Source organism: Rhizobium sp. BK196 (assembly GCF_014193255.1).
In the GTDB taxonomy this organism is placed as follows: Bacteria; Pseudomonadota; Alphaproteobacteria; order Rhizobiales; family Rhizobiaceae; genus Rhizobium.
Genome location: NZ_JACHZB010000002.1, coordinates 690107 through 703697 on the forward strand (window position 1 = coordinate 690107; position 13591 = coordinate 703697).

Genomic DNA, 13591 nt, shown 5'->3' on the forward strand with positions numbered 1-13591 from the left:
TCTGCAGGCGCCTTACGGCCGACAGACCCGGCCGTCCTTTTCGCTCGACCTGACTTCCTTGTATTTGAAGCATTTTCCGCATCGCAGGATCAATGAATGAAACACATCGTCTTTTGCGTCGCCTGCACCGTGGTTTCAATCGTGCTGTTGGCCGTTTGTCTGCGGTATTTCGCCGATACGTGGCCTCTGACAATTATCGGTGCGATGCAGATGCAGATCGGCGCGCTATGCCTGGCGATAGTTCTTCTCTCCAGCCTTCTGGTTCGACATTGGTATGGTCTGTTGCTCGGCGTGGCTTCCGTCTTGTTAGCCGCTCACCCCATGCTCATGCTCGGAGCTTTTGCTCGCCCGCCAGCACCGGACGCGGTGCCTGCACTCCGTCTGCTGTCGATCAATATCGTCGACAGCGCGGCGGGGGACGCCGCGCTCGATCAAACGATCGAAGAGGCGAATGCCGATATCCTCGTTATGACCAGCACCAGCTCTCTTGCCGGCCGAATGAATCTTGCGGGCCAATCCTATCCATTTCGCGCCGGTTGCGACGATCCGGTCAATTCACGCTGTTCCGTCATGCTGTGGTCGCGTCGACCGCTTTCCGATATCCGCTTCCAGCAGTTGAGTCCGGTCGGAAGCGAATTGATCGCCGCTACTCTTTCGATTGACGGCCAGCGCATGCGGGTTTTTGCGACCCGACTTTCGAAGACATGGTTCGACACATTTCACAGCTTCGAACTTTTCAATATTACGCGTGTCCTGAGGGAGACGACGGAACCCGTGTTGCTTGCCGGAGATTTCAGCGCGCCTGTCATTGTCGCGGACATGCGCTGGTTCCTTGGAAACAACAAACTGAGCAGCGTCTACCCTGAGCCGGCGACGTGGCCGGCCTGGCTTGGACCTCTCGGCGTGAGCAACGATCATATCTTTTTCAAGGCGCCGCTGTCTGTTCTCTCCGTCAACCGTATCGATGCAAATGGTCGATTGGGGTATGTTTCACTTCTTTCTAATGTAGCGATTAAATAACCTGGTCACACGCTAAGAGCGTATAACTCTCGGTTTGGCTGTGTTTTGTGAATATAACTCAGAAAAAACCCGATTGTTTAGACTTTTAACGGACATGGAATGCTAATCTTAACCCTGCTCCTACAGGCTGTCCCTGCAGTTCAGTTGATGCAGGAGTTTCCGAATGCCCACGACAATCTATCTCGATGCCACAGCCGGCGAGACCGAACTTCGTAAGGCGCTGACAACTGTCGCAAACGGCGGGGGCACAGTTGTCCTTGCGAAGGATGCCGACATTACAGTCAGCAAAACGATTTACATGTCGGTCGGAGCAGACGACGTTACCATCGATCTCAACGGCGGCACACTGCACCAAGCTACAGGCTCCGAAAGGGTTCTGGGTGTGTTCGGTGCTGAGGCACCGCTGCAGACTGTCACGCTCGGATCTGATTCGATGAACAATGCAACGGTTACCTACGCGTCCTTGCCGCAGAACCTTGCGGTCGGCAGTTGGGTAAAGGTGACCGCGGACGACAACCTGCCAGGAGACCATATCGACCCGGGCGATGCAGGCCAGACCACCAAGCTCGGCCAGGCCGCCAAGGTGATTGCCATTGATGGCAACACCGTCACTCTGGAGGGTCCGCTGGTCGAGCAGAACCTCTACGCGACGAATGTCCGCGCCACGGTCTATGCCGAGGGCCAGTTCACGATCAAGAACGGCACGATCGATGGCGCAGCCGGCGAATACAGCGCTGCGACTGCTGATCTTCTTCATCTACGCAATCTTGTTGATGCCGTCGTGGAAAATGTGACTGTGAAAGACGGCGGCTTTGGCGTCAACGTCGTCAACAACGTCAATGCTACGCTGACTGACATCACGGCCACCAATCTCTACTGCGGCATTCATACAGGTTCATCGCTTGGCACCGAGATCGATGGCCTTTTTGCCGAGCATGTCGGCCAGGGCGTTGTAGTCCAGGGTATAGGAACGGCTCTGAACGCCTCAAGCGCGGCGAGCTATGGCGCGGAGATCGGTTTCCTCGCCAAAAATTCGGTCGTCTACGATGGGGCGAACTCGGCGTATGATTTCCATTCCGAAAGCCGAAACGGGGTTTACACGGACGATCTCTCCTTCAATTCCAGAATGTTCGGAGATTTTCGCGGCATAGGAAACGCCTTCACAAACAGCGGAAGCGCCGGGGACGCCTACGGCATACAGTTCTATGAATACGGCGACGGAGATGGTCGCAACTCGCTTGTCGACAACCTCATACTGCGTGAAATCAAGAATTACGCGTTCATGATATCCAATTCGCCTGAGGGGAACATCGTCCAGAACAGCACCTTCGAGAGCTATCTTGAAGGATACAATATCCCGGAATCGATGGTTAAATTCATTAACACGCTGATTCTGACTAAGGTGGTGCCCGGCGACGATACGCTGGTCGGCACGGCGGCGGCAGACAAACTTCTCGGCGGCCTCGGCACCGATAATTTATCCGGCGGCGGTGGTGACGACTACCTATGGGGCGGCGACAAGGCTGATGTTCTGACCGGCGGTGCCGGACATGACCGTTTCGCTTATCACGCGTTGAGCGAAGGCGGCGACATCATCACCGACTTTCAGGTTGGTGGTAATGGCGATGTCATCGATGTTTCGGTGCTCGCCGCCCGGCTGGGCTGGGGCAGCGGAAGCGACCTTATTGCCGACGGCCATATCCGCGTCATCCAGAGTGGGACATCTGCCGTCGTGCAGGCCAATGATGGCCAAGGCTGGTCGACGCTGGCCACGCTCCAGAATGCAAGTGCGCCGGGCTTCGATACGCGCAATCTCCAGACGGCACTTTCAGCGACGACACAATGGAACGCTGGCGATCCTTCGGCGTCGTTACCGTCTCCAACGCCACACACGGGAACGGATAAAGCTGACAGCTTTGCCGCGGCCAAGGGTGCCGATCTCTATTATGGTTCTGCGGGTGATGACAGCTATGTGTTTAATGACGCGCGAGATCACGTCACGGGAGAGCTGGCAGATGGCGGCAAGGACACGATATGGTCAAGCGTCAGCGTAGACCTTCGCAACGAATCCTTCGTCGAAAACTTGCGGCTCAGCGGAACCGCCGAAATCGACGGAATCGGCAACGCTCTTTCCAACCTGATCACCGGTAACGCGCAAAGCAACACTATTGCCGGCGCCGGGGGAAACGACTCTCTTTATGGCGGTGGCGGAGCCGATACCTTCTATTTCTCCGAAATGGGTGCCTCCAACAAAGATTCGATCTGGGATTTCAGCGATGACGACAAGGTAGCCCTGTCACAGTCGATATTTGCAGGCCTCGATGCAAACGGTGACCACGTCCTCGATCCCTCCGCGTTTCTGGTCGTCGGCAAAGTGGGAGCGTTGGCGACGGGCGCGGGGCCGCAGATAATCTATAATTCGGCAAGCGGTATCGTATCCTATGATGCAGATGGATCGGGTGAAAAAGCTGCACAGGACATAGCCTTTATTGGAGCCAACAAAGCGTTCTTTAGCTATGATGACGTGCTTCTGACTTATTGACGGAAATCGCTTGTTCGGTCAGGCGCTGGGTTCTGCGGCTGATAGCCGCGGCGGTCGCTGTAGATGGCTTGGCCATAACAACCGGTCCGTCTCGCAGGATTTCTTAGCCAAAAGGTCCGCAGTAAGTTTTTTAGCTCTTTCGGGCTCACTCGAAGCCAGCAGAATAGTCGCCGACGAGAGTATCGGCGTTAACTTACGGAGCAATTTTGCCAGACTGTCTATTTATTTCACCGTAATTTCTGTGGCATGAGATGTAACCCGTAACGTCGGATCGTGTGTCTTCAGGGGCGTTCTGAAGTCGAGTGAGAGTAAATCGCCTACCGGGTCTCGGAAGGCGCTATTTTAGAGGGTGTCGAAGGTTGAATAATCTTGTAGCCGGCTTCATGCGACAGCCGAAGAAAGATACAGAGGCCGAAGCCTTTTCGCGTTGCAAAAGCGCGCTGGTGGCAGTTGCGCTGGCAAGTGCGCTTGTCAACATCCTTTATCTCACGGGCTCGTTCTTCATGCTGCAGGTTTACGACCGGGTTATTCCCAGCCGAAGCATCCCCTCCTTGGTCGCCCTGTCGCTGCTGGCACTGCTTCTCTATATATTCCAGGGCGCCTTTGAGGTGATGCGCAGCCGCATGCTCATCCGTATCTCCGGCGTCTTCGACGAAGTGCTGAGCGGACGTGTTTTCAGGGCGGTGATGAAAGCCCCCGTTAAAACCAAGGTCGAAGGGGACGGATTGCAGATGCTCCGGGATTTCGACCAGGTCCGCGGCTTCCTCTCGAGTTCGGGCCCGGCGGCCTTCCTGGATCTGCCGTGGATGCCGCTCTACATCGCCATTTGCTTTATGTTTCATCCGATCATCGGCATCATTGCCATCGGCGGCGCGCTTGTTTTGATCGCACTGACGTTCTTGACACATAGAAGCGCTCAGGCGTCTTCGAAGCAGGCGACCGAAATTGGCAACAGGCGCAACAGCTTTCTCCAGTTTGCCCAGAGAAATGCCGAGGTCGTTCACGCGATGGGAATGAGCAAGGATCTGGCAGAAAGGTGGCTGCACCAGAACAGTACTTATCGAATGACTTCGCGAGCGGCTTCAGATACGGGCAATGTCTATTCCACCATCTCCAAGATTTTCCGCGCGGTGCTGCAATCTGCAGTCCTTGCGACCGGTGCGGTTCTGGTCATTGAAAATCAGGCATCCGGCGGCATCATCATCGCCTCATCGATCCTGACATCCAGGTCACTTGCGCCGGTGGAACAGGCAATCGCCAATTGGCGTGGCTTCGTTGCGGCCCAACAGGCCTGGCGCCGGCTCAAGGATGCTTTCCGTGAGCTGCCGGAGAAAGAAAGCCCGCTGAAATTGCGCGCGCCCTACCGCCAGTTAACCGTCGAGCAGCTCGTCAGCGGACCGCCGGGCAAACAGGAGATTACCATCGCCGGCGTCAGCTTCTCGGTCAATGCCGGCAGCGCGGTGGGGGTGATCGGCCCCAGCGCCTCCGGCAAGTCGTCGCTTGCGCGCGCCGTGACCGGCATCTGGCCTTCCTATCGCGGCTCCGTCCGCCTCGACGGCGCCACGCTGGACCAGTGGGATGATGCTGATCTCGGTGCCCATATCGGCTATCTCCCACAGGATATCGAGCTTTTCTCCGGGACGGTTGCCGAGAACATCTCGCGCTTTCAACATGCGCCTGAGCCAGCTGCGGTGATTGCGGCTGCCGAAATCGCCGGCGTCCATGAAATGATCCTGCGATTTCCGAAAGGTTATGAAACCCAGATCGGTCCAGGCGGCTCGATGCTCTCTGCCGGTCAGCGACAGCGCATCGCGCTAGCGCGGGCTCTTTACAAAGATCCATTCCTTGTCGTTCTCGACGAGCCGAATTCCAATCTCGACAGAGAGGGCGAGGCGGCGCTTGCTGAAGCCATTCTTGCCGTACGCCGGCGAGGCGGCATCGTCTTCATCGTCGCGCATCGGCCGAGCGCGCTGGAAGGCTGCGATCTCGTGCTGATGATGAATGACGGGAAGCTCGCGGCATTCGGACCCAAGGATGAAGTGCTCGCTCGAATCTTGCGCCGCGATATCAAGCCGATCCACGCGGAACGATCGCCGACGCTCAAGGTCGTCGGCGACACGCAGGAGCAGTAAACCGTGGCGATGTTACAATCTCAACACTCACTCCGGCGCCATGCCGTGATGGTTGTCGCAATGGCAATCGTGCTTGTGGGAAGCATTGGCGGCTGGGCAGCCACGACGACGCTTTCGAACGCGGTCGTCGGTGACGCGACTGTCATCATCGACGATAACGTCAAGAAGATTCAACATCTGGTCGGCGGTATCGTTTCGGAGATCTCCGTCAGCGAAGGCGAGCACGTCCAAGCCGGTGATATTTTGTTGCGACTGGACGGGACGTCGGTAAAGGCCAACCTCGGCATCATCAACAGCAGCCTTGCCCAGCTCTATGTTCGTCGAAGCCGGCTACAGGCAGAGCGTCTTGCCGCTCCCAATTTTTCGTTGGACGAACTGGAAGCAAAGGGCGTCGATCTGGAAGCGAACAAGCTGCTGATCGACGGTGAAATGCAGCTCTTCAAGACGCGCCAGTCTTCGATGGTGGGGCGTAAGAAGCAGCTTGAAGAGAAAACGGCGCAACTCGCCGAAGAGATCAAGGGCGACACCATACAGTTGCAGGCGATCGATGATGCGACAGCGCTCGTTGACGAAGAGCTGGCAGCGACCGAAGAGCTTTATGCCAGAAAGCTCGTTACGATGCAGAAGATCAATAGCCTGAAACGTGAGAAGGCCGATCTTGATGGCAATCGTGGTGGCCGGGTTGCTGCTCGTGCGCAGGCCGAAGGTAAGATCGCAGAAATCAAGCTGCAGATACTGCAGCTCGATGCTGATCAAAGTGCCGACAATTCCAAGGATCTGACGGATGTCGAAGCCAAGATCGCAGAGATGGAGGAGCGGCGGATTGCAGCTCTCGATCAACTCCAGCGATTGGATGTGAAGGCGCCGCTGACAGGCAGAGTCTATCAGCTTTCAATCCATACGGTTGGTGGTGTCGTTAATCCGGGTGAACCGCTCATGCTGCTGGCACCTGACAATCGCGCGCTGACGGTGGAAGGCAAGATCGCGACGCGCAATATCGATCAGGTGCATGTCGACCAGGACGTGGATGTTCGATTTACTGCTTTCGACCAACGGACCACGCCTGAAGTTCAGGGCAAGGTTCTTTCGGTATCTCCAGATGTCGTTACTGACGAACGCACGGGCGCAAAATTCTACCCTGTGCGTATCAAGCCGGAGCCGGAAAGCCTCGCGAAACTGCAGGGCATGGCCCTCTATCCTGGCATGCCGGCCGAGATTTTCATCAAAGTCGCTGACCGCTCGGTCATATCCTATCTGACCAAGCCGTTGACAGACCAAATGAACCACACGTTCCGCGAGGAATAGCCGTCGCCGAGCTTGAAGGCTGATCGGCTCCAACTCGGGACAACGCTTCTAAGATTACGAATATAAATGGAAGGAAACACGCCGCCTGAGCGGCTTTTCCGGCCACGCGCAAGCGGGCAATAAAAAAGCCGCATGACGGTTGCTCATGCGGCTCTTCTTTGTGTTTATAAAAGAAGGCTCAGGCCTGACGCTTTACCTTCTTGTAGGCCGCGATCAGGTTGGGGATCTGGTAAGGCCACGCAAGGCTGCTTGCGACGCGCTGCCTGCCGATAGCACCCATCCGCGCTCGCTCGTCGGGGTTCTCAAGGAGAGCGACGATTTTCTCTGCAAAATCCTTCGCATCGTTGGCCTTTGCATAAAGCGAAGCCTCTTCGGCGCTGCGCCTGCCTTCCGTAACGTCGAACTGAACGATCGGCTTGCCGAGCGCCATATACTCGATGATCTTGTTCATCGTCGACTTATCGTTCATCGGGTTGACGCGATCGGGATTGACGCAGACATCAGCCGTTGAAAGCACTTCGAGAAGGTCGTGGTCGGAGACGCGCCCCGTGAAGGTTACGCATTCCGAAAGGCCCATCCTTTCCGCATCGGCCGCAAGGCCCTTGGCGCTCGGACCGCCTCCGACGAGAACGAACTGAATGTCATCGCGGCCCATCTGGTTCTTAATGTATGCGACCGCGTCCAGAAGGATATCGACGCCTTCCTGGGCACCCATAACGCCAACATAACCAACCAGGTATTTCCGGCCCTTCTTAAGCGACGGATTGGGCTCGACGGCGACGAAACGAGAAAGATCGGGACCACTCCTGACCACGTAGATGTCGTCGGCTTTCTTGCCTCCGCGTACCTGAGCGATCTCCCGGTAGCTTTCGTTAGTCGAGATGACCACACGCGCGCTTTTGAAGGTGATCCATTCGAAGCAGCACATCAGCCGCCAGAAAAAGCCACGCTTTTCATACTTGGCTTCGTAGAGTTCCGGATTGATGTCGTGATGGTCGAAAATATAGGGAACGCCAAAAAGCCGGAACTGCAGAGCAACCAGGAAAATCAGATCCGGCGGGTTGCAGCCATGAACCGTGTCGAAGCCGTGACGGAAGAAAATCTTCCAGGCGAGGACAGTTTCCCAAAAGAGGGCAACACCATATTCCAGCAGGTAGCCCAGCGCGCCGCTTGCGTCGAGCGGCAGCGGGTGCCGGTAAACGTGAATACCTTCGATGCATTCGTAGCGTTCCGTGAAGCCCTTTCCTGTCGGGCAGATGACGCAAACCTGTGCACCGGCGGCCGTCAAAGTCCGGGCTTCCTGCCAGACGCGACGATCGAAGGGAACCGGCAGGTTCTCCACGATGATCAGCACTTTCCGCCCTTTCAGGGGTAAAGCGCTGACGTTTGCTGCGTCATCAAGGGCTGTATCGAACGTTTCTTGAATTGCCATCGATTGCCTACTCTTGGTAACTCTTAAAGAGTCGGCCTCCGAAGAGGCCGACGATGTCTTCTTTTGTTTTAGTGCAAAGTATTTGTATCAACCGTCTTTGCGGCTTTCACGTCTATCTTTGCCAAACTGCCATTTGTATCGATCACCAGATCGTATTCGATGCTCTCTGCGTCTTCCTTGGAAACCATGATCTCGGAGATGGACGGAAGATGTGAGAAGGCATAGCCCATATTTTGACCCAGCAATTGCGTCGGTTTGACGGCTGGATCATAAATGCTGAGCTTGTAGCCGGCCGTGATCAACTTGTGCGCAAGGTTAAGCTGGGGACTTTCGCGAAGATCGTCGCTCTCCGCCTTGAAGGCCAGCCCGAGCATGAGGATATTCGCCTTCGGAGCAATATCGCGCGTAACGTAGTCGAAGATGAAGCGCTTATGGGCTTCGTTCGAACGCAGCAATGAATCGACCAGGTGATTGAAGGCGCCTACCTCCTCCGAGATATGGGCCAGTGCTCTGACATCCTTCGGAAGGCAGGAGCCGCCGAACGGACCGCCGGGACGCATGTAGTAGGGCGAGATGTTCAGCTTGGTATCCGAGACGAATATCTTGTGCACGGTCTGCGGGTCGATATCGAGCTGAACGCACACACGCCCAATTTCGTTTGCAAACGCAACCTTGACGGCGTGCCAGGTGTTGTCGACGAATTTGGTAAATTCGGCTTCGCGGTAACCAGTGACGAACATCGGCGCGTCGATGTTCTTGTAGAGCTCGGTCATGCGCTCCGAGGGCTGGCCGTTGTGGGTGCCAACAACGATCTTCGGCGGATTGAAGTAATCCTTGATCGCAACGGATTCACGCAGGAATTCCGGATTATAGACAATTTCTACCGCCTTGGCGAAGTCCTTGCCGAGATGCGCCCTGAAGATCGGCGCGATAAGCCCGTCGATGGATCCCGGCCGGATCGTGCTGCGGAAAACGACCGTCAGCGGTTTTTCGCGAGAGGCATCTACGCTAAGGGCGATCTGGCGCGAGACCTCTGCGATGAATGTCATATTGTGTGAACCGTCAGCTGCGCTAGGCGTGCCAACGCAGACGATCGCGAGGTCGCATTCCGAGAGTAATTTGCCTACCTGCGAGACAACCGTCAGTCGATTGTCAGCCAGACCCATCGCCAGCAGATCGTCAAGTCCCGGCTCGTAGATTGGAGAATGGCCGGAAAGGATGAGTTTTACCTTGTCTTCGTGAGGTTCCACGCCGACGATCGAATGACCTTCTTTGAGCAGGCATCCGGCACCTGTGAGGCCGACATAGCCAAGGCCAAAGATTGCAATTTTCATTCGCGCGCTCCTGCTGTTTGTGACTTTGCGGCGATATTCGAAAATTTACATCGATTACGCAACCGCAAAAAAATGAACGTTTCGCCGATGATCAATTTCAATCATGTTTGTATAGGGCATATGACATTTTCGAAATAGCCGCCATGGGATTTTTTTCGGAAAACCTGGAATCGCTATGCTCATCAATGCTAAAATTCATTTTTTTTCAATGAGATGGCATGCGCCTTTTCGTTGAGTTGATTTAAATTTTACACGCCTACCTTACCGCTGCGGAGATTTTCGCACGTATCGGGTTCGGTTGCCGAGGCATTTTGCAGCGCAGCAAACAGGGCTCTCCAGACCTCCGTGGAGATAACCGAGCGAGTCGGAAAAAAGTGGCCTACGCGGTAAAGACCCAAAAAAGGCCGCATGGGGAACAGACGTCTTGAAAGCAACCTTAGGCTATGTGCGAACAGCGCCCCTCGGGCGGGGTTAAGCTCAAGCCAAGCCGTCGACCGAAGGAATTGAGCTTGGCTTGGAAGGAGGCCGGATCAGCGGTAATCGCTCGCGAAAAGTGCGCCCGAAGTCTCATTTACAATTGCCACTTCTTTGACGTCTTGCCTCTGCCTGCCCTCGATTGCCTGCAATTGCAGCAGCGGAACCCTCTCATTCTGCTGGATAGCGCGACGCCTATTTTCTGAAGTGGAAGAAGGCGGAGATCATCCGTACATTAGTATATATTTGTATTTCGTCCAGCTTATACGTGATCTCACCGGAAAACGCCCGCCTAATCGCGAGAACCTTCTTATATGACACTATCATGAAAGTATTTCGCCAGCATCGATGGCATTAAAGGCCGTATCCGAGCTTGCTACTTTAACGGGAGAATGTGCGTTAAGTATATTCTTCCTAACAGGAATTTAGCTCTTCATCAGGGTTTACAATATATTAAATATCCCATAATCAATCGGCGAAAGCGAGTAGCGCTTCAATATAAACTAGTTGTTTTTGTTTCAAAGGGAGAATTGTAATGGTCTACGTTCTGGGCTCCAATTCAGACGACACTCTCAAGGGTTCTGCAGCAGCCGATGAGATTCGTGGCCGAGATGGCTCCGACGTAATTTATTCTGGCAATGGTGGTGACAAGATACTCGGCGGTGACGGTGACGATTTCATCACCAGTGGCAGTGGCTGGGATCACGTCTACGGCGGATCCGGCGACGATGCCATCAATTCTGGGCAGGGCGACGACGTTGTTTACAGCGGCGACGGCAATGACATCGTTGTCTCGGGCGACGGAAACGACATCGTTTTCGGCGGCACCGGTGCCGACAAGCTCTATGGCGGCGCAGGCGATGACTACCTGAGCGGCGGCGACGACAACGACATCGTCCGCGGTGGAATCGGCGATGACCGTATCAACGGAGATGCTGGCGACGACCGTGTTTACGGCGATGAAGGCAATGACATTGTCCACGGCGGCGCCGGTAATGACTATGTCTATGGTGGCGCCGGCAACGACAAGGTGCTTGGCGATGACGGCAATGACTTCGTTTACGGCGGCGATGGCGATGACGGCGTCTACGGTGGTGCCGGCAACGATTTCCTATTTGGCGGATCGGGGAACAACTACCTGGTCGGCGGCTCAGGCCACGATACCTTCGTTTTCGAAAACGGCCAGGATCGCATTGCCGACTTCACCGTGGGTGAGGATAAGCTAAAGTTCGGCGCCTTTGGCGTCAGCCAGTATAATTATAACTTCATCCATGATCATATGGCGCAAGTCGGTGCAAATACGGTCATCACCCTTGATCCCGATCATGTGATAACGCTGGAAAACGTTAACATGGCGGACCTTCATTCTTCCGACTTCCTGTTTGCATAACTCCTGATTGGCACTTCGTGCCAGTTTGTCTGATTGTGCTCAAACTCCTCCGCGAATCTCGTTGATATTTGTGGAAGCAGTATTGTGGAGAGGGCGTATCCCCAGGATACGCCCTTTTTTCTTGTGTCACGAGGCGGCTTTTGTCAGTCTTGGTGGCCTCTTACCAGCGGGGACTGTTGCAGCAGGTTTCGTCGGTGGCATGGACATGGCGTGCGCCGTAACAACCCTAATATCCGGCAGGAGCGTCTCCAGCCATCACGCTGACATATATTTTTTTAAAATGGGGCTGGCGTTCTGGCGTGGAAGGCCCTGTTCCGAACTCCTTGACGGCATAGAGCAAACAATGGAGGATCACGGGAGATGTCAGCACTGGAAGCCCGTTAGGAACGATCCACCAGATGTCTCGACTTCGCTGCAGGATTCAGGACGCATCACGTTGGTATTCGTCGGGGCAGGAAAACAGCATTTTCCGGCACACTGGCTTGCGGGTGTTCGCGCCAGGTCGGAAGCCGGTTTTCAGATCCATTAGGATAGGTTGTGATTCGCTAGGATTTAGGCTCGCGATTAAAGTGGAAGCGGTGAATGGCATTTAGAGTAACCTATGTAGCGTCGTTGATATTGTTGGTGTTCAATATCGGTGGAGCACTGCACTTCTCAGGCAGCAATGCGGTTGAAAAGACCTCCTTCTTAATGGCCGCTTTCGCGCTTCTTTTCCGGAAAGGGGCCGATAAGAGCATTATATTCCTTCTTGTCGGAGAGATATTTCTCGTTTTTATTCTTGCCGCCGCGACCCCTTATAGGGGCTTCAGTTGGTCGATCTTTTTTGCCTCTCTCAATCAAATCATAATTTTGTTTGCGCTACTGGCAGGCAAAACCGGTTTTCGGGACCAACAAGCGGTTTGGAAGGCGACGGCATATCTGCCTCTCTTATGCGCACTCCTGGGGTTTGCCTATCACTTCACGGGCATGAAGCCGATGACGGCGGTCGAGTTTGCGACGGGTCTCAACCGGTATTTGGGCTCCTTGTCTGCGGCCGCTTTCACATCGGCGTTGGGAATGTGCGGCGTCTTTGCGGCGGTGCAGCTCGTCCTGTCGGGTCGTAAAGCTTACGCGATACTGGTTATCGTCGATCTGCTGGTTTTGCTTGCTGCTGGCGGCAGAGCGACCCTGGCTGTCTGTGTCGTAGTGACAGGGGCTTCAGTTCTCATCCAGCGAGGGATCGCCATTACGACCAAATTGTCGTTGATTGTTTTAGGCTCGGTAGGCGGGCTCGCTGTAATGGCGATTTTTTGGAAGAGTTTCGCGACCCGGCTTGCTCAAAGTGGCGATAACGGTCGATTTATCATGTGGGACTATCTGCGGACCGTCATTGCCGAATTTCCCTATACAGGCATTGGCTTCGGACACCAGTTCTTCATAACGCCTCATGAAGTCGAGATTCTCACCGGTTCTGCTGCTGCCCATAATGATTACATTCGGCTGTCGGTCGAGCTTGGCACTCCCGGCATGATCATTTTTTACGTGCTGCTTACTGCTGCAGTTCTCAAAGCCAGCTTCCGGGGCCGGCGCCCAAACGTCGTCGCGATCTTGGCTTATGCAGGCTTCCTGTTTTTGTCCAACTCCGACAATGCTCTCTCGTCACCGCTGGAGTTTCCTCTCATATTCTTGGCATTGCTTTCAACGCACGAGAAACCTTATCCGCGAAGGCTCGTCCAGACTCGAAGTTTGCCGCAAATGCAGAGAGGCAGTCGTCCTGCCGCAGCGGTTTCGCAAGGGGGGTGACGCGGTCGGTCGTGATCGTGCCAATGCGCTTCCTCGCATCCAAGAGATCACGTGTTGCTGGCAAACCACCCCTTGGACGATCATGCACAACGGCATGCGAGGAAGATCTCCTAGCCGTGAATGCCGCCGTGCCACTCTTGCCGCGACAATGGACTCGCAAACTTGGGACTCGCAAACCTG

General features: G+C 55.0%; 8 protein-coding genes. 6 read left to right on the forward strand and 2 right to left on the reverse strand.

Going from position 1 to position 13591, the window contains the following annotated elements; all coding sequences use genetic code 11:
* Nucleotides 1-96: 96 nt before the first annotated feature.
* From FHT78_RS09840 to FHT78_RS09855, 4 genes are all read left to right on the forward strand, one after another.
* Nucleotides 97-1020 carry an endonuclease/exonuclease/phosphatase family protein gene (locus FHT78_RS09840; RefSeq protein ID WP_183742968.1) on the forward strand — a complete coding sequence of 308 codons (924 nt, stop codon included), beginning with the start codon at nucleotides 97-99 and terminating at the stop codon, nucleotides 1018-1020.
* 163 nt (nucleotides 1021-1183) lie between these two features.
* Entirely contained in the window at nucleotides 1184-3562 is a 2379-nt protein-coding gene (locus tag FHT78_RS29625) for a calcium-binding protein (RefSeq protein ID WP_183742970.1), read from the forward strand.
* A 383-nt stretch (nucleotides 3563-3945) separates the two neighbouring features.
* Nucleotides 3946-5694, forward strand: coding sequence for a type I secretion system permease/ATPase (locus tag FHT78_RS09850; RefSeq protein WP_183743483.1), 1749 nt, complete (start codon nucleotides 3946-3948; stop codon nucleotides 5692-5694).
* 48 nt (nucleotides 5695-5742) lie between these two features.
* A complete protein-coding gene (locus tag FHT78_RS09855; RefSeq protein ID WP_246715241.1) occupies nucleotides 5743-6999 on the forward strand; it encodes an HlyD family type I secretion periplasmic adaptor subunit in 1257 nt (418 codons plus the stop codon).
* 178 nt (nucleotides 7000-7177) lie between these two features.
* Here FHT78_RS09855 and FHT78_RS09860 read toward each other — a convergent pair whose 3' ends face one another.
* Both FHT78_RS09860 and FHT78_RS09865 read right to left on the reverse strand, forming a co-directional pair.
* The gene (locus FHT78_RS09860) at nucleotides 7178-8431 is read right to left on the reverse strand and encodes a glycosyltransferase family 4 protein (RefSeq protein ID WP_183742971.1); all 1254 of its coding nucleotides are present in this window, start codon (nucleotides 8429-8431) and stop codon (nucleotides 7178-7180) included.
* Between the two features lie 68 nt (nucleotides 8432-8499).
* Complete coding sequence (locus FHT78_RS09865) at nucleotides 8500-9765, reverse strand: nucleotide sugar dehydrogenase (protein WP_183742972.1); 1266 nt, start codon at nucleotides 9763-9765, stop codon at nucleotides 8500-8502.
* A 1009-nt stretch (nucleotides 9766-10774) separates the two neighbouring features.
* Here FHT78_RS09865 and FHT78_RS09870 point away from each other — a divergent pair.
* On the forward strand, nucleotides 10775-11629 hold the full coding sequence (locus FHT78_RS09870; RefSeq protein WP_183742973.1) for a calcium-binding protein: 855 nt from the start codon (nucleotides 10775-10777) through the stop codon (nucleotides 11627-11629).
* A 582-nt stretch (nucleotides 11630-12211) separates the two neighbouring features.
* Nucleotides 12212-13411, forward strand: coding sequence for an O-antigen ligase family protein (locus tag FHT78_RS09875; RefSeq protein ID WP_183742974.1), 1200 nt, complete (start codon nucleotides 12212-12214; stop codon nucleotides 13409-13411).
* Nucleotides 13412-13591 lie beyond the last annotated feature (180 nt).

Coding starts and splice junctions, on each gene's coding strand:
- FHT78_RS09875 (WP_183742974.1), top strand. CDS start 12,212: ATGGCATTTAGAGTAACCTATGTAGCGTCGTTGATATTGTTGGTGTTC.
- FHT78_RS09855 (WP_246715241.1), top strand. CDS start 5,743: ATGGTTGTCGCAATGGCAATCGTGCTTGTGGGAAGCATTGGCGGCTGG.
- FHT78_RS09865 (WP_183742972.1), bottom strand. CDS start 9,765: ATGAAAATTGCAATCTTTGGCCTTGGCTATGTCGGCCTCACAGGTGCC.
- FHT78_RS09870 (WP_183742973.1), top strand. CDS start 10,775: ATGGTCTACGTTCTGGGCTCCAATTCAGACGACACTCTCAAGGGTTCT.
- FHT78_RS09850 (WP_183743483.1), top strand. CDS start 3,946: ATGCGACAGCCGAAGAAAGATACAGAGGCCGAAGCCTTTTCGCGTTGC.
- FHT78_RS09840 (WP_183742968.1), top strand. CDS start 97: ATGAAACACATCGTCTTTTGCGTCGCCTGCACCGTGGTTTCAATCGTG.
- FHT78_RS29625 (WP_183742970.1), top strand. CDS start 1,184: ATGCCCACGACAATCTATCTCGATGCCACAGCCGGCGAGACCGAACTT.
- FHT78_RS09860 (WP_183742971.1), bottom strand. CDS start 8,431: ATGGCAATTCAAGAAACGTTCGATACAGCCCTTGATGACGCAGCAAAC.